We start from the raw sequence: 23,363 nt of genomic DNA, 5'->3' as shown, positions 1-23,363 counted from the left end.
GCCCCGCTGATTGGAGGGAACCATGCCCGAACTGCCCGAGGTGGAAACCGTTCGCGCAGGTCTAGCCGACCATTCGTTGGGTCGGCCCGTGCAGGCGGTGCGCGTGGTCGATGCCCGTTCGCTGCTCAGGCACCTGCCCGGTCCCGCCCACTTTGAGGCGGCACTCACCGGCAGGACGTTGCGCGGTGCATACCGCCGCGGCAAATACCTGTGGCTGACCCTGAGCGAGTCGGATGGCACGCTTGCCGACGAGGCGCTCGTGGTGCATCTGGGCATGAGCGGTCAGCTGCTCGTGCGCGATGAACCGGGCGATGAACCGGGCGGTGATTCCGGCAGCGACTCGGGCAGTGAGTCGGAGGCTCGCGCGGCCTTTGATGAGCAGCCGCGGCACCTGCGCGTGGCGCTCGAGCTAGGACCGGCGGGAGCTACCGGTAGCGCGGCGAGCACCAACCGGGCGAGTACCGACCGGGCGAGCACCGGGCAGCGGTTGCTCTTCGTGGACCAGCGCATCTTCGGCGGCATGTTCCTTAGCCGGCTGGTGCCGGACGTACCCGCGGCAGTTGCAGTGAATGAAGCTGCGGCGGGTGAAGTACCGGAGCGTTTTCTAGTACCGGAAGCGGTCAAGCACATTGCCCGCGACCCGCTGGACGAATTCTTCGACCCCGCGGCGGTGCGCCGAAAGTTCCTGCGCACCTCCAGCGGCATTAAGAAGGTGCTGCTGGACCAGTCGGTCATCTCCGGCGTGGGCAATATCTACGCCGACGAGGCGCTGTGGCGTGCGCGGTTGCACTACGCGAAGCCCGCACGCACCCTCAGCGCCGCGCAAACCCGCGAACTGCTGGAGGCGGTCACGCAGGTGCTGCGCGAGTCCCTGGCGGCTGGCGGCACGAGCTTCGATGCCCTGTACGTGAACGTGCTGGGCGAGTCTGGCTACTTTGAGCGCTCGCTGAACGCCTACGGTCGTGCCGGGAAGCCCTGCCACCGTTGCGCGGAGGCGGGCCGAACCTCCCTGATGGTGCGCGAACCGTTCCAGAACCGTTCGTCCTACCGTTGCCCGCACTGCCAGCGGGCGCCGCGTTCTCGCTAGATAAAGGCTCTCGGTCGGTAAAGGCTTACGATAGGCACAAGCTCACGCTAGATATGCGAATGACGGCGTAGCTACGTTCCTCCCGTACGGGGGATGTAGCTACGCCGTCATTCGTTTAAACCTCAGTTGTATAAACCGGGGGCGGGGGAGTCAACCCGAAAGCCACCCCGACAAGAAGCAACTGATGGCTGTACCTATCGCCTGCACCTAGCGGCTGTACCTATCGCCGTAGAACAAGCCCAGACGCTCGTAGCCTTCCTCAATCGACACGGCGGGTTCCCACTGCAGAAGCTCACGGGTGCGGCGCTGATCAAACCAGTGTGCGGTCGACAGCTGCTCGGCGAGGAACTCCGTCATCGGCGGCTCATCACCGGCAGTCACGTTCTTTGGCAGACGCTCCCAGACGCGCTCAATGACCTTACCCGCCAGAGCCGCAACCTTCGCCGGAACCGAGAAACGCGGGGCGGGAACGCCCACCGCCTCACAGAAACCACCCAGTAGCTCAGCGATAGTGCGCGGCTGACCGTTTGTCACCACCAGCGCCTTGCCCGCAAAAGCGTCGAGGCGCTGATATCCGCGCACCACGGCGTCCGCGGCGTTATCAATGTAGAGCGTATCAATCAGGCCCGTACCGCCAGAGAGCAGCGGCAGACGGCCCGCGGCGGAACGCTCCAGAATACGCTCCACCAGCTGAGTATCACCCGGACCCCACATCAGGTGCGGACGCAACGCACCCACGCGCAAAACCCCGCCACCGGGCAGGGGAGTGCCGTTCGCCTCCAGGGCAAGGAGCTCAGCGGCAGCCTTCGAACGCGCATAGTTGCCGCGCGCATGCTCCGGGGACGCCACGCCGGCACCGTCACCCACAATCGCCGCACCGGCATGAGCCACCGACGGCGAAGAAATATACAGGAACGAACCCACCGAATGGTTCAGTGCCACCTGCAACAGGGTGCGGGTGCCCTCAATATTGATGCGCTCATAATCAGCCCACTCGCCACTGACCGAAACCTTCGCCGCGGCATGCACCACGCCGTTCACGCCGGTCATCGCCAAATCAACAGCCTGCGCGTTCGTAATATCGCCGCGCACCTGCTCAAAACGCGGGCGAATCGAATCGGGCAGAAGCGCCGCAATACCCGAATCGCCACGCTGAAAAACGCGCACATCATAGCCGGCACGCAGCAGCGCCAGCACGCTCTCACGACCCAGCAGACCGCTCGCGCCGGTAAAGAGGATGCGCTCGCCAATACGCGGCGCGAAGTCCGACTCCTCGACGGCGCGCAGGGAACGCGGGGCGGGGTCGGTGTAGCGTGCCGCTAGCGGCTGTGCAGGCTTGCGGAACCGAGCCGTCGGGGAGCTCACCGCATGCGAAGTTGACAGGCGGGACCCAGACGGGCGGGACGCAGACTGGCGGGGTGCGGGCTCGTGGGAAGAGGACTCACGCGAAGAATGAGGGGACATCATACTCCTTAGACTTAGGGATCCGGCAGGCGCTTACGCCCCCGCAAGGACCTTCGACGCCCACTCACCCAGGGCGGGGCGGTCAATCTTCGAATTATGGCGAATATCGGTCGGATGCTCGTGCACCACCAGCACGGCGGCAAGCTCCACGCCGGTATCCTCGGCAACCTTCTGACGCACCAGCTGGGACAGCTCGAAGGGCGCCACACCCTCCGCAATGGGGAAGCGGCCGGGCACGCGATCGAGCAGGGCGCGCTTGAACGCGGATGCGGACTGGCGCGCCTCCAGGGCGGCGGTGTTCGCGGAAGCCTCAATGACCAGCACCGGGGCGGCAGTACCGGCAGGACCCACCGCGACCAGGGCGGCGCGGCGCACCTCGGGCAGGGACTCGGCGGACTGCTCAGCCGCAACCGGGGTCAGCACGCCCTGCGAGGTCAGCAGTACGTGGGCGAGGCGACCCTCAACCCACAGGCGACCCGAAGCGTCCAGATGACCGACATCACCGGTGTGATGCCAACCCGGAGTGCTAATGGACTGCTCCTCGGTCACCCACAGGGTGTCGTAGCGGTCCTTCACGTGGGGTGCCGAGACCAGAATCTCACCGGTCACACCCGGCTCATGGGTCAGCTCATCCGCCACTGAACCGTCCTGCAACAGCGGGGCAATGGCCACCGCCGCACCGTACACCGCAAAACCAACGCACACGCCGTCACGGGCGAACGGGTCGAGCACCTCACCGGCGGCGTTCGGGGTGCCCTCAGCAATCGCCTGGCGAATCATCTCGAAAGATACATCGGTCACCGGCAGACCCTCGGTCATGCCGTACGGGGTGTGCAGGGAGGCGTTCGGCACCAGGGCGGAGAGCGCCTCCAGCAGCGGCACGGGAATCGGCGCGCCAGCACTCAGCACGGTCTGAACCTTAGCCAACGCCGCACGCTGCTCAGCGTTCAGCTCATCGGCGGTCGCCACCACATTTACCAGGGCGGCGGGGGATGCAAACACGACCGACGCATCAATAGCCGCCGCAGCCGATGCCAAAGCAGAAGCCGTCAGGGTCTTCGGGCGGGTCACATCCATCGTCGGGGTCACGCTGGTAGCACCCAGCGCCGGGCCCAACAGCGCAAACGGCGCGAAGCCAGCCACCAGGCCGCTACCGGGTGCAAAACCGTACGTATTCGCAATGGCGTCGCGCATACCCGCCAGCTGACGCTGCGTGTACACCACACCCTTAGCCGGGCCGGTCGAACCGGAGGTGTACAGCACCGCCGCATCAGCATCCGGCACGGGGGAGGGGAACTCCACCACGGTCGGGGTGGGCACCGGCGCACCCGGAGTACCGTCAGCGGAGGGCGCGGTAAACACCGAACCGGCAACGCCCAACAGCTTCTCCTGCACCGAACCCAGCGGCTCCACAGAAATACGCACACCCGGCCACAGCAGGGTACGGGCGGCACTGAGCGCGGCGGGAATACCCACCAGGAAGCTCGGGTTAGCGCCCTTCAACGCGCGAGTCAGACCCGGAATACCCAGACCGGTATCAGCCACCACAATGACAGCGCCCAGCTTCATGCAGGCGTAAATCAGGGTGGTCAGGCGGGCACCCGGAGGTACCATCAGGTTCACGCGGTCGCCCGGACGCACACCCAGGGCGTGTAGGCGGGTTGCGGCGGCGTTGACCTGCTGGTTCAGCTCAGCCCAGGTCAGGGTCACAGAAACGGAGGTGCCGTCGCCCTTGGGGTCCATGTCCACCACGGCGGTGGAGGCGTCATTGGCGCGTTCGGTGAGGGCTGCGAGCATGGGGCGGAACGCCGCGGGAACAGCGCCCTCAGCGGTAGCGCCCTCGCCGGTAGTCAGACTGTGGCGGCGCGCGCGGGCGGCACGATGCTCCGCCTCAACGTTGTGCGGGGGCACCAGAGCGCCATCCTCCCTTGTGCCGAAGGTCTGCGCAAGCCACGAAATCATGGGGGAGGCAATATCGTAATCCTCGATGACCAGGTGCGACGCCTTCTCGTAGCGGTGCACCTTCGCCTGCGGCATGCGCTCCATCAGGTCGAACAGGTAGCGGCGCTGGAACACCGGGTCCTTCGTACCCCACTGGAAGAACGCGGGCACATCCAGACCGCGAATCTGCTCGGCAATACGCTGCATGGGCGCATAGGAGGGAACGTCGGCGCCGGTCGGAATATCGCCCACAAAATTACGCACACCCTCACGCCACGCCGAATGAGCGTACGGCGCACGGTACGTACGGTAAATCGCCTCGTTCAGAGGGCTCGGGTACAGGCGCTTGGGCTGCTGACCCACCGGCTGCGGCAGGGCACCATCAAGCGCCCCGGCACCGGCAGAACCCGGCGCGGGCAGGCGACCCTCATTCTGAGCCAAACCCAAGGTCACATCAATAAATGCGGTCGAATCGTGAGTACCCCACTCGTGCACACCCAACGCCAGGCGCAGGGCGGCAGGGATATTCTCAATGCCGTCATGGTAGACCGCGGTGTTCGTCAGCATCACGCCCGAAAGAATCTCACGATGCTCCAGCGCCCAACCGAAGGACACCAGGCCACCCCAGTCGTGAGCGAGGGTCACGACCGGCTTGTCGGTCTCATCCAGACCGAGCGCCTTCGTGAAATCACCCAGGTCAGCGATACGGTCCTCCAGGCTGCGGCGCTCACCCTCCAAATCCAGGTGAGTGCGCTCCGAATAGCCCATATCAATCTGATCAACCGCAACCACACGCCACGGGGCGCGCTCATTCACGCCCGCATCCAGCACGGTACGCCACAGGTACGACCAGGTCGGGTTACCGTGCACGCACAGAATCGTGCCAATCGGCTCCAAACCCTGCTCGACCAGCACCGGAAGGTTATCCAGGTAGTGCCAACGGCGCGCGCCAGCCTGCTGCGCCCGCTGCTCAATGGGGGCGGAGGTGGGCACCTCCAGAAGGTGGGAGTAGCGCGGGTTCACGCCCGCCCATTCCTCCGGGTTATACGGGGGCTGAGCCTTAGGGAAGTTCAAATGGCGCATGCTGGGGGAATCCTTCCGGATCGAATCGGTGAATGTCTACCGCAAAAGCTAACGGGTTACCGGCTAAAGGTTGCTGGCTAACGGGTTACCACTGAATCTCAAGCAGGGCAGTGTTCAGGCCAGAACCCACACCCATGCACAGAATACGGTCGCCCTCCTTGTAGGTCGGCGCGCACTCGGCGAGAGTCATCGGCAGAGCCGCCGCAGCCACATTGCCCCACTTCGGGAAGGTCATGGGGATGCGCTCACGCTCAATACCGACCGCCTCAATAATGGCGTTTGTGTGGGCGTTAGAAATCTGATGGGTCACGTAGGAGGTCATATCGTTCCACTCCCAGCCGTCCTGATGCGCCTGCTCCCACGCCTGCGCCACCAGCTCCAGGCCGTGCTTGAGCAGGCCCTCGGCGTCAGTGTTCATGCCCTGATCCGCCTCGCCACCGATGCACAGGTTGCGGTGCTCAGTGCCCGCGCGGGACACCGAACCGACGATGCGGTGGCCTTCCGGGTGGCGGTCAGCGCGACCAATCACAGCCGCTGCCGCACCCGAACCGAGGGTCAGGGTCGCGAACTGAGCCAGCACATCCTCGCGGGTCGAATCGGGGTTGTTCAGGATGCGCACCGCGGTACGGTGCCACGGGGAGGGGTCCTCGCCAGCGACAATCAGGGCGTAGTCGATAGCGCCCGCATCAATCATGGTGGAGGCGACAGTCATCGCGTTCACAAAGCCCAGGCAGGCGTTCGTAATATCGAAGTTCAGGGCGTGACGCGGCAGGTCCAGACGGTCGTGCACACCCACCGAAACGGCGGGCTCAAAGTTATCGCGAGTCACCGAAGCGTTAATCAGCAGGCCAATCTGGGAGCGGTCAATACCCGCCTGCTCGATAGCCTTCTCGGCTGCGGCAACAACGCCGTCCTCGAAGGTCTGGCCCTCAGCCCAACCGCGGCGAGTGCTAATACCGGCAAGACGCTCCAGCAGGCCCTTCGGCATGCGCAGACGCTTGTAGGTTTGGGCCAGCTGCTCATCGAAGTAGTCGCTCGTGACGACCTCCGGAGGCAGCTCATGGGTAATAGACAGCAGAGCTGCGTTAGCGTGGCGAATGTCAGAGTTTGTGCCGACCTTATCGGCGGATGCATTCATCAATGGTGTGGCCCTTGTAAATAGAAGTCAGTGGGATACAAAGACGGCGGGGATGCGCACAGCGGCCCCGCAGAATTCGTGATGCTCATTCCAATCTACCGCACCGACCGGGCGAACCCGTATCCGTAGACCCAATATGAACGCGCCCGTTCACCCCGCGCGTAAGATGATGCAGAATGAGGAACTTTGAACCCCCTTCACCCCGTGCACGTTCACGCCGCCCGCCCGCCGCACCGCGTACACTAGAGGGATGCCGCCACGCACCACAGAACGTGCCCGGCACACACCAGTTCTTCTGCAGAAAGGCCCCTTGTGCACCTGATGTCGCTGACCCTGCGCGGGTTCAAGTCTTTCGCCTCCGCAACCACTTTTGAGTTCACCCCCGGCATTAACGCGGTGGTCGGCCCCAACGGCTCCGGCAAGTCCAACGTGCTGGATGCGCTCGCCTGGGTCATGGGTAAGCAGGGCGCTAAGAGCCTGCGCGGCGGCAGCATGAAGGACGTTATCTTCGCGGGCTCCGGTGAGGCTGGTTCGGGCGACGGCGCCCAGCGTGCACCCCTGGGCCGCGCCAAAGTCACCCTGACTTTCGATAATTCTGATGGCACCCTCAGCATTCCCGCTGATCGGGTGCAGATTTCGCGCACCATGTTCCGCTCCGGCGGCAGCGAGTACGAGATTAACGGCTCCCCGGCGCGCCTTGCCGACATTCAGGACCTGCTCTCGGAGGCGGGTCTGGGTCAGCAGATGCACGTGCTCGTCGGCCAGGGTCAGCTGGATGCGGTCCTGCACGCCACCGCGCAGCAGCGCCGCGACATGATCGAGCAGGCGGCGGGCGTGGTCAAGTACCGCCGCCGCCAGGAGAAGACCAGCCGCAAGCTGGAGTCTGTGGCATCGAACGTTACCCGCCTGAGCGACCTGGTTGCCGAGCTGGATTCGCAGTTGCAGCCGCTGAGCGAGCAGGCAGAATCCGCCGCGACCGCGCGCCAGCTGCAGGCGCGCATCCGCCAGCTGGAGGCGGTGCTTTTGACCCGTCAGCTGGGTATTCTGCAGGCTGAGCAGACGCAGGCTCTCGCCTCCGAGGCGGAAGGTACCCGCCGCGCCGAAGCCCTGAAAGAACAGCTGGAGGCGGCGCGTGCCGCATCCGCGAAGCATCAGCAGGAGCAGAACCGCCTGAACGCCGAGGTCACCGCCTGTCAGAAGGCCGTGTCGACCCTGCGCGAGTCCGCCGCGCGCGTGCGCACCGTGCAGTCCATCGCCGCCGAGCGCGTGCGCACCTACCGCGTGGAACTGACCGAGGCAACCGCCGCCGCCCGCGCCGGATACGAACGCGCCCTGGAACTGCTGGAGGAGCGCCGCGAAGAGGCAGAGCGCGCGGTGGAAAGCTACGCCAGCTTTGAGGAACGCTACGATGCGGCGCTGAAGAACGTTGAGAAGGCAGCGTCCGAGGTGGCGCAGACTGAGCGCGCCTCGGGTGAGGCGGCGCAGTCTCGTGCCCGCGCGCAGGCTCAGCTGGATGCCGCCCGCGCCGCTGTGGTGGAGGCGACCCGCGCCTACGCGGCGGCGGCTGAGCGTGCCGCAACCCTGCGTGAGGCGCTGGGTCAGAGCCTGGGCGAAGCACCCGCCGAACTGGACACTGAATCTGCAGAGGCGGTGTTCGACCCCGAGACCGGCGAGCTCATGGATTCTTCGAGCGAGGGCACGAGCCTGCTGCGCGTGCTGGATGCCGTGCAGATTGACCCCGAGTATGCGCGTGCGGCTTCTGCGGCGCTGACCTCGCTGGCGACCGCGGCGTTGAGCGCGCCGGTTGAGGGCGCCGAGGTGTCGCAGCTGCGCGGTGATAAGGGGGACGAAAGCAGCGAATCTGCCGCGACGGAACTTTTAACAGAACTGCCCGAAACCACCCTGCCCGAATCCTGCGCCACCGAGCTGCACGAGCTGGGTATCCGTCCCGCAACCGAGATGATTGAACCGCTCAACGAGGACGCTGCCGCGCTCGCCGGCATCGACGAGCACGCCTTGGCACGCGTCACCGCGGCGCTGGGTGAGCGCCTGGCGGGTGTGCTGTTCGCGCCGGATGCCGCCTCCGCAGAGCAAGCCCTGCACCTGCTCGCAGAGAATACCCTCGCAGGTCAGCGCACTATCTGGCGTATTTTTGACCCCGCAGGCACCGAGCACACCCGCTACAGCCTGCTCTACCCGGCTGAGGGTGCCAGCCCCCTGGAACTTGCCGCTGCATACCGCGCCGCCTCCCAGGTCGTGACCCGCACCCGCGCCGAACTGGATGAAGCCGAACAGACCGTTCAGCAGGCTCAGACCGCGGCAGAATCGGCGGTCGAAGCAGAACGTGAGGCAGCGAAGGCGGCGGGCGTGGCGAGCGCCGAGCATGCCCGCGCCCGTGCCCAGGCGGAGTCCCTGGAAGCCTCCGCACAGAACATTCAGAACGAGCGTGCCCGACTGAACGAGCGCCTCACCGCCGCGGAGGAATCCGTAGCCGAAGCGCGCACCGCCTACGAATCGGCGCGCACCCGCGAGGATTCCTACCTGGCGGGCACGGGGGAGCAGGCTCCCGCAGCAAAGATTGAGCACCGCGCCCAGCGTCTGGGTGAGGTGCTTGCCGAGCAGGTGGGCGAGCGTGAGCAGCAGCTGCACGAGCTGAGCGGCGCCCTGAAGAACGCCCAGGAGGGTCTGACCAGCACGAACGAGGAGGCGCAGGATTTGCAGGCAGCGCACGCGGCGGCGCTGACCCTGCTGGCGCGCACCCAGACGGAGGCGGCACGTGTGCAGGAGCGCGTGCAGGCGCTGGCTGAGCGTGCCCGCCTGATGACCGGTTTGACCCTGGAGCAGCTGGAGGAGGAGTACTCCGAGCAGCTGCCGGTTGATGTGCCCGCTGAGGAGGCTTCCGAAAACGTAGCCTCCGAAAACGCCGCTTCCGAAAATACTGCTACCGAAACGGCATCAGAGACTACCGAAGCTTCCACCGAGAGCGTGCGCGCTCGCCTCAAGGCAACCCGCGCCGAACTGGAGGCGCTGGGCGCCATTAACCCCCTGGCGCTGGAGGAGTACGAGGCGCTGTCCGAACGCCACGCCTACCTGAACCAGCAGATTGAGGATTTGAAGGCGACCCGCCGCGACCTGAACACGGTCATGGACGAGGTCAGCAGCCACATTGCGGAGGTGTTCACCGCCGCGATGGAGGACATTAACACCCACTACCGCCGCATCTTTGAGACCCTGTTCCCGGGAGGCGAGGGCCACCTGGAGCTGGACGATCCGTCCGATCCGCTGAATTCGGGTGTGGAGATTCACGCGCGCCCGGCAGGTAAGAAGGTTAAGCGCCTGTCGTTGCTATCTGGCGGTGAGCGTTCGCTTGCTTCGCTGGCGCTGTTGATTGCGATTTATATGTCTCGCCCGTCGCCGTTCTACGCCCTGGATGAGGTTGAGGCGGCGCTGGATGACCGCAACCTCTCGCGCCTGCTGCAGGTGATTGGTGAGTTGGGGGAGCGTTCGCAGCTGATTGTGGTGACGCATCAGAAGCGCACGATGCAGATTGCGGAGACCCTGTACGGGGTGTCGATGCGCGGTGGTGTGTCGACGGTGCTTTCTCAGCAGATGGAGGAGTTGCGCGAGCTGCTGTAGCCCGCCGCGCTTGCCAGACCCTGCCCGACCCGGCCAGACCCAGCCGAGCGCCCCTGCCTCGCCGCTTCTTCCCAGCGTTTAAACCTTCCCATGCGAGCCGCCCATACCCGCGAGCACACCCACCCCGGCGAACGTCACATGTCCTAGGAATGGTCATGTGCACTCCGGGGTACAGGTCACCGCCTGCACCCGGGTACTATAGGGGGATATGTGCGAACACCGTCCACCTATTCACGGTTGGCGTGGTGTTTCGCTGTGATCAGGCCTGATGCCCCGCCCTACCCGCGGCGCGCATCCGGCGGCAACCATCCAGGGAAGGAATAGTGATGAGCGAGAACCTGGCAGATGCTTTCCTCAACGGCGAGTCGTTGAAGAATGCCCCCGGCCCCTATTTTGGTGAGTACGGCGGGCGGTGGATGCCCGAGTCGCTGATTGCCGCCATGGATGAGCTGGAGGCAACCTTTAACGAGGCGAAGAACGACCCCGAGTTCATTGCTGAGTTCCAGCGTCTTTCTGCTGAGTATTCGAACCGTCCGTCGCTACTGACTGAGGTTCCGAAGTTCTCTGAGCATGCTGGTGCGCGTGTGTTCCTCAAGCGTGAGGACCTGAACCACACGGGTAGCCACAAGATTAATAACGTGATTGGTCAGGCTCTGCTGGCTAAGCGTATGGGTAAGACCCGTCTGATTGCTGAGACCGGTGCGGGTCAGCACGGTGTTGCGACTGCGACTGCGGCTGCGCTCTTCGGTATGGAGTGCGTGGTCTACATGGGTGAGGAAGACACTGAGCGTCAGTCGCTGAACGTGGCTCGTATGCAGCTGCTGGGCGCGAAGGTGATTGCGGTTCAGAACGGTTCCCGCACCCTCAAGGACGCCATTAATGAGGCGCTGCGCGACTGGGTTGCGAACGTTGAGAACACCCACTACCTGCTGGGTACCGCGGCGGGTGCGCACCCGTTCCCGGCGATGGTGCGTTTCTTCCACGACGCTATTGGTTCGGAGGCGCGCGAGCAGATTCTGGCTGAGACCGGCCGCCTGCCCGATGGTATTGCTGCCTGCGTGGGTGGCGGTTCGAACGCGATTGGTCTGTTCCACGCGTTCTTGGATGATTCTTCGGTCGAGATTTACGGTTTCGAGGCTGGCGGCGACGGCGTGGAGACCGGCCGTCACGCGGCGACCATTACTCTGGGCCGCCCGGGCATGCTGCACGGCGCGATGACCTACCTGATGCAGGATGAGGACGGCCAGACCATTGAGTCCCATTCGATTTCTGCTGGTCTGGATTACCCGGGCGTGGGTCCTGAGCACTCCTACCTGTCCGATATTGGTCGCGTGACCTACGAGCCGGTGACTGACACCGAGGCGATGGACGCTCTGCGTCTGCTCTGCCGCACCGAGGGTATTATCCCGGCGATTGAGTCCTCGCACGCTCTGGCGGGCGCGTTGCGCGTGTGCCAGCGTTGGGTTGCTGAGGATCCGGAGGCGGCACGCGAGAAGACGATGATTGTCTGCCTGTCCGGTCGTGGCGATAAAGACATGGAGACCGCGCTGAAGTGGTTCGGCCTGGGTAAGGCGATTCCGTCCTCGACCCTGATGACCGGTAATAAGGAAGCTGCCGCATCCGCTACACAGAACGCACAGGCTGAAAGTGAGGCTAAGTAATGAGCTACCAGGACGCTATTTCTCAGTCGGCACCTTTTACGGTGCTGGATGGTTCTTTCCCCGCTCCGAATGCGCAGTCGCCTCTGGCGGCTCGTTTGGCTGAGTGCGAGAAGCAGGGCCGTGCGGCGCTGATTGGCTACCTGCCGGTGGGCTTCCCGACCCTGGACGAGTCGATTGACGCGGCGATTGCTCTGGGCAATAACGGCGCGGACATTATTGAGCTGGGCGTGCCTTATTCTGATCCGGTCATGGATGGCCCGGTGATTCAGAAGGCTACCGGCGTGGCGCTGGAGAACGGTTTCAAGCTTCCTCAGCTGTTTGAGGCGGTCCGCCGCATTACCGAGGCTACCGACGCGGTGGTTGTTGTGATGACCTACTGGAACCCGGTTCTGGCGTACGGTGTGAAGAATTTTGCGGGTGATTTGGCGGCTGCCGGCGGCGCGGGCATGATTACCCCGGACCTGGTGCCTGATGAGGCGTCGTCGTGGTTTGAAGCTTCTGATGAGTACGGTCTGGACCGTATTTTCTTGGCTGCTCTGTCTTCTTCGCCGGAGCGTCTGGCGACTATTGCGAAGGCGTCGAGCGGCTTCGTGTACGCCGTGTCGGTGATGGGCGTGACCGGTGCCCGCACCTCCGTGTCGGAGGCGGCTCGCACCCTGGTTGCGGACATTAAGGCTGCCGGTGCGCCTCGTGCGTGCGTGGGTCTGGGCGTTTCGACTCGTGCCCACGTTGAGGAGATTGGCGAGTATGCGGACGGCGTGATTGTCGGTACTGCGCTAGTGAAGGCTTTGGCTTCTGGCGGTGTTGAGGCGGTGGCTAAGCTGACCCGTGAGCTGGCGGGGCGTGAAGGCTAATGTCTGATGTGCTGTCGCTGGCGAGCGTGCCGGTAGCTAACGTGCTGGCTTCGATTCCCTCTCCGAGCGTTTCGTACCTGCAGCTGGGCCCGTTCCGTGTGCATTTCTATGCCCTGTGTATTCTTGCGGGTATGGCGGTGTGCTTGTGGCTGGGTTCTCGCCGTTGGAAGGCGGCGGGTGGTACCCCTGAGCGCGTTTTTGACGTGGCGATGTGGGCTATTCCGGCGGGTATTATTGGTGCCCGCGCCTACCATGTGCTGATTACTGACCCGGGTAGCTATTTCGGTCCGAATGTTGCTGATCCGTGGGCTTTCCTGAAGATTTGGGAGGGCGGCATCGGCATTATGGGTGCCGTGTCGGTTGGTGCGTTGGGCGCCTGGTATGGTTGCCGCCGCTATGGCATGAATTTCCCTGCTTTTGCGGATGCGGTAGCGCCGGGTATTCTGCTGGCTCAGGCGTTTGGCCGCTGGGGTAACTGGTTCAACCAGGAGCTGTTCGGCAAGCCGACGACTCTGCCGTGGGGCTTGGAGATTAGCGCGTCGAGCGGTAATTTCCCGTCGCAGTATCCGGCGGGTACGCTGTTCCATCCGACGTTCCTGTACGAGTCGCTGTGGAACCTGCTGGGTGTGGCGTTGCTGCTGTGGCTGGGCCGTAAGGGCGTGCTGAAGCTGGGTCAGACCCTGTGGCTGTACGTGTTCTACTACGGTGTGGGTCGCCTCTTCATTGAGATGTTCTTGCGTATTGATACCTCGGAGATGCTCTGGGGCGTTCGTATTCACGTGTGGACTGCTCTGCTGCTGGTTCTGCTGGGTGCTGCTGGTTTTGTGGTGGCTGGTCGTCGTGCTGCGGCGAAGGCTGCTGCGGGTATTGAGCCGGCTCCGGCGGAGTTCGCTCCGAAGCCTGCCGCAGATGAGTCTGTAGAGGGCGCTGAGGAGAAGGCATCCGAGAAGGCATCCGAGAAGGCATCTGAGAAGGCAGAGCCCGCCGAGGATTCTGACTCTTCTGAGTCTTCGACGAAGGGCTCCTAGCTGACAAAGGGCTCCTAGCTTTCATCTTCTAGCTCCATCTAAATTTCATAGAAAAACCGCCGGATGGGGGAGCGCCCCTGTCCGGCGGTTTTTTGTGCCCGCTATTTGTGCTTGCTGTCTGTTTCTTGCTGGTGGATGTTCTCATGGTGGCATGTGCCGGGACCCTGCGTGGATTTGGGCTGTTGAGAAGGCATAATAGAGGTATTGCGTGTGGCGGGCACCCACGTAAGGAGTATGAGGCTCCGTGTAAGGAGTATGAGGCTCTTCGAACGCCCGTCGCGTCTGCGTTTAGAAACACCCACTCAACGTACAGGATTTTTATCGTGAGCTCTTCTGCCGGCGATTCTTCGCGCCCCATTTCTCCTTCTTCTCGTCCGGGTCTGACCCGTCGTCGTCTGGTGGCTGGTGCGGCGTGGGCTGCCCCGGTTGTTGTGGCGTCATCGGTGATTCCGGCGTATGCGGCGTCTGATGAGGAAGGCGAGTGCACCGGACCTTACGAGGATTCGACGATGATCACTGCCGGTGACGGCGTGAAGAAGGTAGCCGTGCTGACGGTTCCTGCGGGCGCTAAGCGTATGCGTTTTACCGCTGTGGGCGGTGCCGGTGGCACGAACTACACTGTGGCTGATGCCGGTTCCGGTGCCATGGTGGAGGGTTCTATGGCTGTGCGCGGCGGCCAGACTATTACTCTGACGGCCGGTTCGGGCGGTATTGGTAATGGTGAGCTGAAGCCCGCTGAGGGCGGCGACGGCTACGGTGTGGGTGGCTCCTCGAAGGCTTCTTCGCCGGTTCCCGCAAACGTTGTTTCTGCGATTAATGATTTGACCCGCATTTCTGGCGGTGTGACCGGTCGCGGCGGCATGAGCGCTGTGCTGTATTCGGCGTCCGGCGGTGGTTCCTCCGCTATTGAGGTGGATGGTGTGCCCATGATTGTTGCCGGTGGCGGCGGCGGTGCCGGTGTGCTGGCGTCGTATGCGACGGTTCTGCCGAATCCCGCGAATGCGGGTGCTGTGCGCCCGACCGCGCACTATTCGCTCGATAGCTCCGGTGGCGAGCACCAGTTCAGCACCGGTGGTGGCGCTGGTTCAGGTGACGGCGACGGTTCGCCCGGTTTTGTTGGTTTCACCTCGTACGAGGCGCAGTCTGATCCGATTCTGACGGTGAACCCGGGTTCGGGTGCCGCCGGTGGTGTGGGCGGTGCCGGCGGTGAGAAGCTGAACCCGCCGGCTGTTGATGGTTCGGTGATTGGTTTTTCGAGCACCTCCACCCAGAAGCTGGTGAGCACTGCGACTGCCGGTGCGGCGGGTGCGAGCGGTTTCCGTGCGAAGGGCGCCGATGGTGTGGCGAGCTATTCGTACCAGTGGGATCAGACTCCGGAGGGTGCCGATAACCGCCCGTCGAACGCTGGCGAGCTGTTTAACGGCTACCAGTCTGTGGTTTCTGGAGGCGGTGGCGCCGGTTATGGCGGCGGCGGTTCCGGCGCTGCGTTGAGCGTTTCGGCTCGTGTGGTGTCGCAGAAGTGGAATAACGATTCGGCTCGTGCCCGCTATGCGGTGGGTTCGGTGCAGCTGGCTGGCGGTGGCGCTGGCGGCGGTACGTTCATGGATTCTACGGTGCGCATCATGGATCTGGGTTGGGCGTTGAATGCTCCGAATGGTCCGGGTGAGCGCGGTGCTGGTTATATTGAGGTTGCTTTCTGCTTCTAGGCAGCTAAGTCTCATCGGCTAAGAGTTCCTGTGAGCCTGTAGGAATCGTATAGGTGCAGATTGAACCCTTTCTTTAGGGTGGTATGCGCCTCAAACTTAATATTTAAATTTTTTCTGAGTGCCTCCCAAGCCGCTTGTTTGGGAGGCATTCTCATCTTCTGTGTTGTTTCGTCATAGCGTCATATCAACCTTTGGCGGTTTAGCGCATTGGTCGGAATGGACCTTATCGAAAGCTCATCCTTGCTCGTGAGAACGCCTCTATCTAACCTCTCTGTCATATTCGGGGGTAAACCTTTAGACTGGCAGCTCATCATTGTACTGTGGAAATGTAAAGAATATGCGCGCCCACCCCGCTAGGTTGCAAAGCGCAGATTGCAGATTGCAGCTTGCAGCTTGCGGCTTGAGTGCGGCTACCAATGACAAAGGAGTTTAGATCATGTGCAAGGAAACCATGAAGGCTGTTGTTGTCCCTGAGAAGGTTGACGGTTCGGTTGTTGTCCGTGAGGTCCCCGTTCCGGAGGTTGGTCACGGCCAGGCGCTCGTGAAGATTGAGTACTCGGGCGTGTGCCACACTGACCTGCACGTGGCTGCCGGTGATTTCGGTGAGCTTCCGGGCCGTATTCTGGGCCACGAGGGCGTTGGTCGTGTCGTCAAGGTCGGCGAGGGTGTTGAGTCCCTGAAGGAAGGCGACCGCGTGTCGGTGGCTTGGTTCTTTGAGGGCTGCGGCCACTGCGAGTACTGCACCTCGGGTCGTGAGACCCTGTGCCGTTCGGTCAAGAACGCCGGCTACACCGTCGACGGCGCCATGAGCGAGTACACCCTGGTGCCCGCTGATTATGCTGTGAAGGTTCCCGAGGGCCTTGACCCGGCGCAGGCTAGCTCCATTACCTGCGCTGGTGTGACCACCTACAAGGCAACCAAGGAGTCGCTGGTTCGCCCGGGTCAGTGGCTGGTCGCTTACGGCGCTGGCGGTCTGGGCAACCTGGCTGTTCAGTACGCTAAGAAGGTTTTCGGTGCCAAGGTTATCGCTGTTGATATCAACGACGACAAGCTGGCTCTGGCTCGTAAGGTCGGTGCTGATCACGTCATCAACGGCCGTGAGGTTGAGGACGTTCCGGCTCGTATTCGCGAGCTGACCGGCGGCGGCGCTCACGCTGCTGTGGTGACCGCTGTGTCGAAGGTTGCGTTCAACCAGGCTATCGAGTCGGTTCGTGCGGGCGGTTCCGTGGTGGCTGTTGGTCTGCCTTCGGAGATGATGGAGCTGTCCATTGTGAAGATCGTTCTGGACGGTATCCGCGTGGTGGGTTCCCTGGTGGGCACCCGTCAGGATTTGGCGGAGGCGTTCCAGTTCGGTGCTGACGGCCTCGTGGTTCCGGTGGTTCAGTTGCGTGAGGTTGACGAGGCACCGGCTGTCTTCGAGGAAATGACTGCTGGTAAGATTACCGGCCGTATGGTTCTGGACTTCGCTAGCCTCTAAGCTGGCGGATGGTTCGAGGCGCCCGGTAGGGCTTCAAGGTCTCACTCGACTGGGGTCTTGCCGGTAGTTTCGATGGTTATAGCGCCTAGGGCGCATCCCGTGTGGCGGGGGAGTATGGGTACTCTTTCTGCTGTGCATACGACGCGGGGTGCGCCTTAGTGTTTTAACTAGTGTTTTTTAACTAGATGTTTTAGTGCCGGGTTTTTGAGAGCCGTTATCGTATGGAGCCGAAAATCTCTGTGAGTACTAGGCACCTAAACGTAATATACGCAGGAATTTATTTTTGAAATATTCGGGGAATATCTCAAAATTCTCACTAAATTAGTTCAATAGAGTATCTTGTTTGACATCTATAGGCCTCAAAATGCATACTTGTATTGTAAACATTCAACCACTGGTTGAGGCGTAATATTTGCCGAAGAGATAGGTTTCGCGTGCGCCTACACCTACCCTAGATGTAACGGGATATGACGTGTGAAGGTTTCGGCCCTCCTAGATATCGATTCCTTCTCCCGGAACGCCATACCCGGGTGAATTTCAGCATCTTCGTACCGTGCCGTTATTCACCGTTGAGTCCTTAATTCCGGCCAGGCGCCCCTTTAGACACCTTCGGATTGAGGTCTCACCAACGATTAGTGTGGGCCCCACGGACATAGTCAATGGGGACTATGTCCGCCACACTAATCCGGGGCTTTTAGGACATTGCATGACTTCGAGGCGGCACGCCCGCCACGCCATAAATTTACCTGCCGGCACGGGTAACATAGCCGGGTTCTCTACTCACTCGGTAACCCACCCGCTGCAGAACGCATCTTGATTTTTGTGTTGTTCAGAAGATGCTTCCTGTAGCAAAAGAACGAGGGGCACCTCTGCCAGGTGCCCCTCGTTTTTATATGCACGTTGTAGTGTTTATTAGCTGCCGTGCTGTTGAGTAGATTCCACGCTGTTTAGTAGATTCCACGCTGCGCGGTCCAGCGGATCGTGCCGCGCTCAAAGTCCATGTAGTACACGCCGTTCACGTAGGATTCGTCGCCGCGTGCCGCACCGTAGCGGGCGCTATTCTTCTCCCAATGCTTGAAAATCGCGCCGTTACCGTTGGTTTCGTACGCACCGTACGCATCCGACCAGAGCAGTACCTTACCCGAGGCGAACTGAATCTGAGCACCCGTGGAGGTGACAGTCTCGTCGGTCACCGGTGCACCCCAGGCGCCGCGGTGCTGCAGGAAGCGGTGGTAGAACGCGCCGCCGGTGTGCATGCGGTGGGTGCCGGTCTGCGCGGACCACACGTAGGTGGTGCTGCCGGTGAACTCCTGCTTGATGAGGCCGTTGCCCAGGTTCTGCTCATCGGTGGTGGGCACACCCCTCATGCCAGCTGCACGCCAGGTCGCGTAGATGGAGCCGCGCTCGTTGATAATGTGGGTGCCGTAGGCGTTGGACCAGTAGGCGCCCTCACCGTTGGCGAAGGATACCGCGATGGTGTCGGAGCGGGTTTCCTCGTTGGTGGTCAGACCGCGGAATCGCGCAATATCAGAGCGGAACTTCTGGTCCAGGCCGCCGTTGGTGACCAGCCAGTGCGAGCCGTGGGAGTTCGTCCAGTAGATGGTCTTGCCGTTGGTGAACTTCTGCGCGTACACGCCGTTGGTCAGGGTGTACTCGGTGCCAATCGGGTTGCCGTAGAAGGAACGATTCTTATTCCAGAAGTTACCGATGCCGGTGCGAATATCAATGGAACCGGTCGCGGTGGTCACCACGTTCGAATCCTGTACCGCGCGGTCTTCTGCCGAACGGTCTTCCGCTGCGCGATCCTGGCCGTTCGACCAGTTGCGGTGCACCGCGTTGGGGTTCTTTGCCAGAACCTTCAGATCGTTCACGGTGCCGGGGAAGAAGTTCGAGTCACCCACGAACGGGCCCGAGTCAGTGAACTGCCAAATGTCGTAGCCGCTCCAACCCGCCGGAATCGCACCGACCACGGTCGAGTAGCTTGCCAGGTGTAGCGGCAGAGCGCCGAACTGCGGCGAACCCACGCAGTGCGACCACCAGGAGGTTGCGGTGTACACCATCGGGGCGCGACCGGTCAGTGAACGGTAGGTGTCCACAAAGTCGCGGGTCCAGGCGGTCAGCTGCGCCGGGGTCATGTTGTAGCAGGTGTTGCCGTAGGCGGGGTAGGGATTGAACTCGATGTCCAGCAGACCGGGCAGGGTCTTGCCGTCGGCAGTCCACGCGCCACCATTCTGCACGAAGTAGCGTGCCTGATCGGCACCCGAGGAGGTGCGGGGGTTCGCGAAGTGGTAGGCGCCGCGCACCATGCCTGACTCGGCGGAGCCGTTGTACTGCTGACCGAAGTAGGGGTTGGTGTAGTAGCCGCCCTCGGTCGCCTTCACGTAGGCGAAGCGGGAACCTGCGGCGTAGGCGCTCGCCCAGTCCACGTTCTGCTGGTGCGAGGAGACGTCCATACCGAGGGTGCCGCCGGAGGGGGTCCATGCGGAGCGGCCCTGTGCCAGCGCTTGACCGGGTACCAGTGCCTGACCGGCTGCCGGAGCTCGACCAGCTCCCAGACCCTGCGCGGAGCTCTGGGTCGCGGAAATACCGCTCAGAGTTGCGGTAGAAGCGGGGGAGATGGCACCGGTGCGTGCATTGGCGGTGCCCAGGCGTTCGCGCTCGCCCGCACCCATGGCGGGGTTGGAGCGTTCGACCAGGGACGCATCCGGGGCGGGAGCGTAGCTGAGCTCCTCGTAGGATGCGCCGAGGTTGACCTCTGCGGCTGCGCTTGCGCTGGGGGCGGCAAATGCGGCGGGAACGGAGGTGAGGGATGCGGCGACGAGGGAGAGTGCACCTGCGGACGCCATGATGGAGCGGGCTGCCGCAGAGCGCGCGGCAGTCTGGAGTTTCTTCATAGGTTTTTGCCTGTGTTTGAGAGGTGGATGTGTCGATGTGGCCCTGTGTGGGGGCTTCTGGCACGAGTGAATAGTGGGGCAGTTGGGTGAGGTTTATGTGTCAATTGTTGCCGCGTCAAGCGACCGGCACAGCTATCAGCCTACGGTACCTGCACCGCTGTGCGCAATGATTTGGGGTGTCATCCTGGCGGCATAATTTCCACGGAGTGCACAGTAAATCGGCGTCTTTGGGGGACCTGTTTTGTTTTGTGGCTTGTCGGTGCATTTATGGGCTCAGTTTTTTGTGAAAAATTTTAGGTGCGCGACACGCCGGAGCGTTGTGAATTTCATTCTGTGGACTGCTCTGTCGGAGGGGACGCTGCAGGGGCTTTGGCTTGCGGGCATAAGGAAAGGGGTGGGCCGCACACACAAAGACCCACCCCTCATGTTCCGGGTACTGTATCTGGCGCGGCCTCGCACCGGCACCCGGAGTTGCATGGTCGATGCAGGAGAGATGAAGAGTCATCGACCACGTATATGGTGCCTGTTGGCACGTTTATCTCGGCTCTTCCCGCCCGCTCCTTCAGGTTCTGATGTCCGGCTGAAAGAGACGGGTGGGAAGAGGCGAAAGCTTGTGTTTCCCGAAAGGCTTAGAGGAACTTTGCGATGTCCTCGACCAGCGGCTTGAGGGTCTCGCGATCGATGTACTCAGCCTTGCCGGTCTTGTAGCATTCGAGCATCTGCTGAATACCCTCGTTCGGGTGCGGGTTAGCCATGAGCCATGCGCGCACCGGGCCCTTCAGGGCGGTCTTGTGAGCCAGCGAAATCTTGTCGAAGTCGATGCCGCCACGCAGGTGGTAGACGGGGCGACCTTCGGTCAGTTCGGGGGTGTAGCTCTTGGCGACGGCCTTGTCCAGCAGCTTCTTGGAGTATTCACCGGTGAAGGAGACGGTGAAGAATGCGGTGCGGTTCTTCTTGGGCGCAATAATCGGCAGAATCTTCTTGCGAAGTGCCGGTGCGCCGTTGAGGAATCCACCGTAGTCGCTGCCGGCAATGACGAAAGCGTCGAATGCCTCAGCCTGCTCGGGGGTGACCTTGGAGGCGGGGACAGTCTCAACCTCGGGGGCCTGCGGGAGTGCACGCAGATCTTCTGCCAGCCAGGTGGCGTACTGTTCGGTGTAGCCGTAGGTGGAGCCGAAGATAATCAGCACGCGAGTAGTCATCTGTGAACCTTCCAGATATATTTCGCATTTCAAATACTAATTATGGGTTCCAATATAGGCTAGGCGCGCGAAAATGTGAAATCGCCCAGCTTTTGGATGCCCCATCTATCTTCTCATAGCCCACTCTGAGTGTCTCTATGTTTTTGAAATATGCTCGAATGTTCTCGAACGAGACTAAATATTGCGCAGTACTGGCTAGATATGGGTAAAAAGCACCCTAATTTACTTTCCGGGCGAGTTGGAGGTGGTGGGGGTAAAAATTGGATTCTTGGGATGCGATTGATGGGGAGAAGTTGTACTCAAAATGCGACCTGAAACACTATTCTTCTGACTGAAAGGGGCGGGAGAAGCATACCCAAATGACACTAAAACCCCTATAATTAGATAAGAAACCCACGCATCCGGCACGTGGCTACATGTTGGAGCACGTGGGAATAATTGGGAATTTGACGTTAGTCTTCCCCGGAAAATCAGTGTGAACCCTCAGGGGTCACACAAAACAACACACAAAGGTTAGGTACATGAGGCGCGCAAAAATCGTTGCAACCATCGGTCCGGCAATCGAGTCCCCCGAGAAGATCTCCGAGGCAATCAAGGCTGGCCTGAACGTCGCCCGTCTGAACATGAGCCACGGTGACCACGCCGAGCACCAGGCACGCTACGACACCATCCGTGACCAGTCTGCAAAGCTCGGTAAGGACGTTGCTATCCTCGCCGACCTGCAGGGCCCCAAGATTCGCCTCGAGCGTTTCGCAAACGGCAAGGAATACCTTGAGCCCGGCGCAGACTTCACCATCACCTCCGAAGACGTTGAAGGTACCGCAGAAATCTGTGGCACCACCTACAAGGGCCTGCCCGGCGACGTAAAGCTCGGCGACAAGCTCCTGCTCGACGATGGCAAGATCCGCCTCGAGGCTATCGAGGTGACCCCCACCCGCGTGCGCACCCGCGTCATCGTGGGTGGCCCCATCTCCAACAACAAGGGCATCAACCTGCCCGGCGCTGCAGTCTCCCTGCCCGCACTGACCGAGAAGGACGCAAACGACCTGCGCTTCGCACTGAAGATGGGTGCAGACATCATTGCACTCTCCTTCGTCCGTACCGGTGCAGACGTTGAGCCCGTCCACAAGATCATGGACGAAGAGGGTATTCGCGTACCCGTCATTGCCAAGATCGAGAAGCCCCAGGCAGTTGAGAACCTGCAGGACATCATCGACAAGTTCGACGGCATCATGGTCGCTCGTGGTGACCTCGGTGTTGAACTGCCCTTCTCCGAGGTTCCCCTCGTCCAGAAGAAGGCAATCGACATGGCACGTCGCTGGGCAAAGCCCGTCATCGTGGCAACCCAGGTGCTTGAGTCCATGACCGACAACCCCGTCCCCACCCGTGCAGAGGTTTCTGACTGCGCTAACGCAATCCTCGACGGCGCAGACGCTGTGATGCTCTCCGGTGAGACCTCGGTCGGTAAGTACCCGATCCTGACCCTGCAGGCTATGGCTGCAATCGTTCAGGATACCGAAAAGGGCGGTCTGTACCGCGTGCCCGAGCTGGACCGCAAGCCCCGCACCCGCGGTGGCGCAATCACCCGCGCAGCTGTGAACATTGCTGACCAGCTGGATGCAAAGCTCATCGTTACTTTCACCCAGTCCGGTGACTCCGCACGTCGTCTGGCACGTCTGCGTCCCGAGACCCCGATTGTCGCGTTCACCACCAGCTCGAAGGTTCGCTCCTTCCTGTCCATGCTGTGGGGCGTTGAGGCTGAGCAGGTTGAGATGATTACCGATCAGGAAGGTCTGTTCCACTTCGTGGACGAGTACCTGCTGAAGAACGGTCTGGCAGAAGCTGGCGACCTGGTCGTCGTTGCTGCCGGTGCTCCCGCAGGCCGCGCAGGTACCACCAACATGGTTCAGGTACACCGCGTCTACGGTGCTGAGGGCGAGCGCGAGGCTCTGCGTCCTTACGAGGAGAACGAGGTCAAGCGCTAAGCCGTTTACCAATCTTTCCGATGCGTAGCTGAGGGTAATCCTTCGCCTGTACGCCCGGTATATAGAACCGCCGCCCGGTCGTGAACTCTCACGGCCGGGCGGCGGTTTCTTGTGCCTTTATTGTTGCCGCATCCGATGCGCGGGTGGGGTACAAAGGGTATAGAAGCGGATACAGAAAAGCGGCGGGAAAGCTTCAAACTTTCCCGC

The 23,363-nt window shown here is 61.9% G+C and carries 13 protein-coding genes; 8 read left to right on the top strand and 5 right to left on the bottom strand.

Annotation, left to right across the window (positions count from 1 at the left end; genetic code table 11):
• Positions 1–22 precede the first annotated feature (22 nt).
• The gene (gene mutM / locus HMPREF2749_RS03255; RefSeq protein ID WP_049342105.1) at positions 23–1,087 is read left to right on the top strand and encodes a bifunctional DNA-formamidopyrimidine glycosylase/DNA-(apurinic or apyrimidinic site) lyase; all 1,065 of its coding nucleotides are present in this window, start codon (positions 23–25) and stop codon (positions 1,085–1,087) included.
• 207 nt (positions 1,088–1,294) lie between these two features.
• Here mutM and HMPREF2749_RS03250 read toward each other — a convergent pair whose 3' ends face one another.
• From HMPREF2749_RS03250 to HMPREF2749_RS03240, 3 genes are all read right to left on the bottom strand, one after another.
• On the bottom strand, positions 1,295–2,551 hold the full coding sequence (locus HMPREF2749_RS03250; RefSeq protein WP_049342104.1) for an NAD-dependent epimerase/dehydratase family protein: 1,257 nt from the start codon (positions 2,549–2,551) through the stop codon (positions 1,295–1,297).
• Between the two features lie 33 nt (positions 2,552–2,584).
• On the bottom strand, positions 2,585–5,575 hold the full coding sequence (locus tag HMPREF2749_RS03245; RefSeq protein ID WP_049342103.1) for an alpha/beta fold hydrolase: 2,991 nt from the start codon (positions 5,573–5,575) through the stop codon (positions 2,585–2,587).
• 85 nt (positions 5,576–5,660) lie between these two features.
• Entirely contained in the window at positions 5,661–6,713 is a 1,053-nt protein-coding gene (locus tag HMPREF2749_RS03240; protein WP_049342102.1) for a 3-oxoacyl-ACP synthase III, read from the bottom strand.
• A 321-nt stretch (positions 6,714–7,034) separates the two neighbouring features.
• On the opposite strand from HMPREF2749_RS03240, the gene HMPREF2749_RS03235 reads away from it, so the two are divergent.
• The 6 genes from HMPREF2749_RS03235 to adhP all read left to right on the top strand — a co-directional run bounded on the left by HMPREF2749_RS03235 (position 7,035) and on the right by adhP (position 17,075).
• On the top strand, positions 7,035–10,349 hold the full coding sequence (locus HMPREF2749_RS03235; RefSeq protein WP_083301082.1) for a chromosome segregation SMC family protein: 3,315 nt from the start codon (positions 7,035–7,037) through the stop codon (positions 10,347–10,349).
• A gap of 326 nt (positions 10,350–10,675) precedes the next feature.
• Entirely contained in the window at positions 10,676–12,010 is a 1,335-nt protein-coding gene (trpB, locus tag HMPREF2749_RS03230; RefSeq protein WP_049342101.1) for a tryptophan synthase subunit beta, read from the top strand.
• Positions 12,010–12,864: a tryptophan synthase subunit alpha gene (trpA, locus tag HMPREF2749_RS03225; RefSeq protein ID WP_070593412.1), complete on the top strand. Its 855-nt coding sequence runs from the start codon at positions 12,010–12,012 to the stop codon at positions 12,862–12,864. The genes trpB and trpA overlap by 1 nt, the downstream gene beginning before the upstream one ends.
• Entirely contained in the window at positions 12,864–13,892 is a 1,029-nt protein-coding gene (gene lgt, locus HMPREF2749_RS03220) for a prolipoprotein diacylglyceryl transferase (protein WP_070593411.1), read from the top strand. The genes trpA and lgt overlap by 1 nt, the downstream gene beginning before the upstream one ends.
• A 323-nt stretch (positions 13,893–14,215) precedes the next feature.
• The gene (locus HMPREF2749_RS03215; protein ID WP_070593410.1) at positions 14,216–15,598 is read left to right on the top strand and encodes a phosphoenolpyruvate synthase; all 1,383 of its coding nucleotides are present in this window, start codon (positions 14,216–14,218) and stop codon (positions 15,596–15,598) included.
• Between the two features lie 451 nt (positions 15,599–16,049).
• The gene (gene adhP / locus HMPREF2749_RS03210; protein WP_049349127.1) at positions 16,050–17,075 is read left to right on the top strand and encodes an alcohol dehydrogenase AdhP; all 1,026 of its coding nucleotides are present in this window, start codon (positions 16,050–16,052) and stop codon (positions 17,073–17,075) included.
• Positions 17,076–18,022: 947 nt separating this feature from the next.
• On the opposite strand, the gene HMPREF2749_RS03205 is transcribed toward adhP, so the two are convergent.
• Positions 18,023–19,969 carry a GH25 family lysozyme gene (locus tag HMPREF2749_RS03205; RefSeq protein WP_070593409.1) on the bottom strand — a complete coding sequence of 649 codons (1,947 nt, stop codon included), beginning with the start codon at positions 19,967–19,969 and terminating at the stop codon, positions 18,023–18,025.
• A gap of 629 nt (positions 19,970–20,598) precedes the next feature.
• A complete protein-coding gene (locus HMPREF2749_RS03200; RefSeq protein ID WP_049327782.1) occupies positions 20,599–21,171 on the bottom strand; it encodes a flavodoxin domain-containing protein in 573 nt (190 codons plus the stop codon).
• Between the two features lie 521 nt (positions 21,172–21,692).
• Between HMPREF2749_RS03200 and pyk the strand changes: the two genes are divergently transcribed.
• Entirely contained in the window at positions 21,693–23,156 is a 1,464-nt protein-coding gene (pyk, locus tag HMPREF2749_RS03195; RefSeq protein WP_049342096.1) for a pyruvate kinase, read from the top strand.
• Positions 23,157–23,363 lie beyond the last annotated feature (207 nt).

This window comes from Rothia sp. HMSC075F09, assembly GCF_001810515.1.
Lineage (GTDB): Bacteria > Actinomycetota > Actinomycetes > Actinomycetales > Micrococcaceae > Rothia.
Note: the sequence above shows the minus strand (reverse complement) of the source record. Positions and strands in the feature narration are given on the sequence as shown.

What these genes read in the sequence shown, in the direction of transcription:
- mutM (WP_049342105.1), top strand. Translation starts at nt 23, where the DNA reads ATGCCCGAACTGCCCGAGGTGGAAACCGTTCGCGCAGGTCTAGCCGAC.
- HMPREF2749_RS03250 (WP_049342104.1), bottom strand. Translation starts at nt 2,551, where the DNA reads ATGTCCCCTCATTCTTCGCGTGAGTCCTCTTCCCACGAGCCCGCACCC.
- HMPREF2749_RS03245 (WP_049342103.1), bottom strand. Translation starts at nt 5,575, where the DNA reads ATGCGCCATTTGAACTTCCCTAAGGCTCAGCCCCCGTATAACCCGGAG.
- HMPREF2749_RS03240 (WP_049342102.1), bottom strand. Translation starts at nt 6,713, where the DNA reads ATGAATGCATCCGCCGATAAGGTCGGCACAAACTCTGACATTCGCCAC.
- HMPREF2749_RS03235 (WP_083301082.1), top strand. Translation starts at nt 7,035, where the DNA reads ATGTCGCTGACCCTGCGCGGGTTCAAGTCTTTCGCCTCCGCAACCACT.
- trpB (WP_049342101.1), top strand. Translation starts at nt 10,676, where the DNA reads ATGAGCGAGAACCTGGCAGATGCTTTCCTCAACGGCGAGTCGTTGAAG.
- trpA (WP_070593412.1), top strand. Translation starts at nt 12,010, where the DNA reads ATGAGCTACCAGGACGCTATTTCTCAGTCGGCACCTTTTACGGTGCTG.
- lgt (WP_070593411.1), top strand. Translation starts at nt 12,864, where the DNA reads ATGTCTGATGTGCTGTCGCTGGCGAGCGTGCCGGTAGCTAACGTGCTG.
- adhP (WP_049349127.1), top strand. Translation starts at nt 16,050, where the DNA reads ATGAAGGCTGTTGTTGTCCCTGAGAAGGTTGACGGTTCGGTTGTTGTC.
- HMPREF2749_RS03205 (WP_070593409.1), bottom strand. Translation starts at nt 19,969, where the DNA reads ATGAAGAAACTCCAGACTGCCGCGCGCTCTGCGGCAGCCCGCTCCATC.
- HMPREF2749_RS03200 (WP_049327782.1), bottom strand. Translation starts at nt 21,171, where the DNA reads ATGACTACTCGCGTGCTGATTATCTTCGGCTCCACCTACGGCTACACC.
- pyk (WP_049342096.1), top strand. Translation starts at nt 21,693, where the DNA reads ATGAGGCGCGCAAAAATCGTTGCAACCATCGGTCCGGCAATCGAGTCC.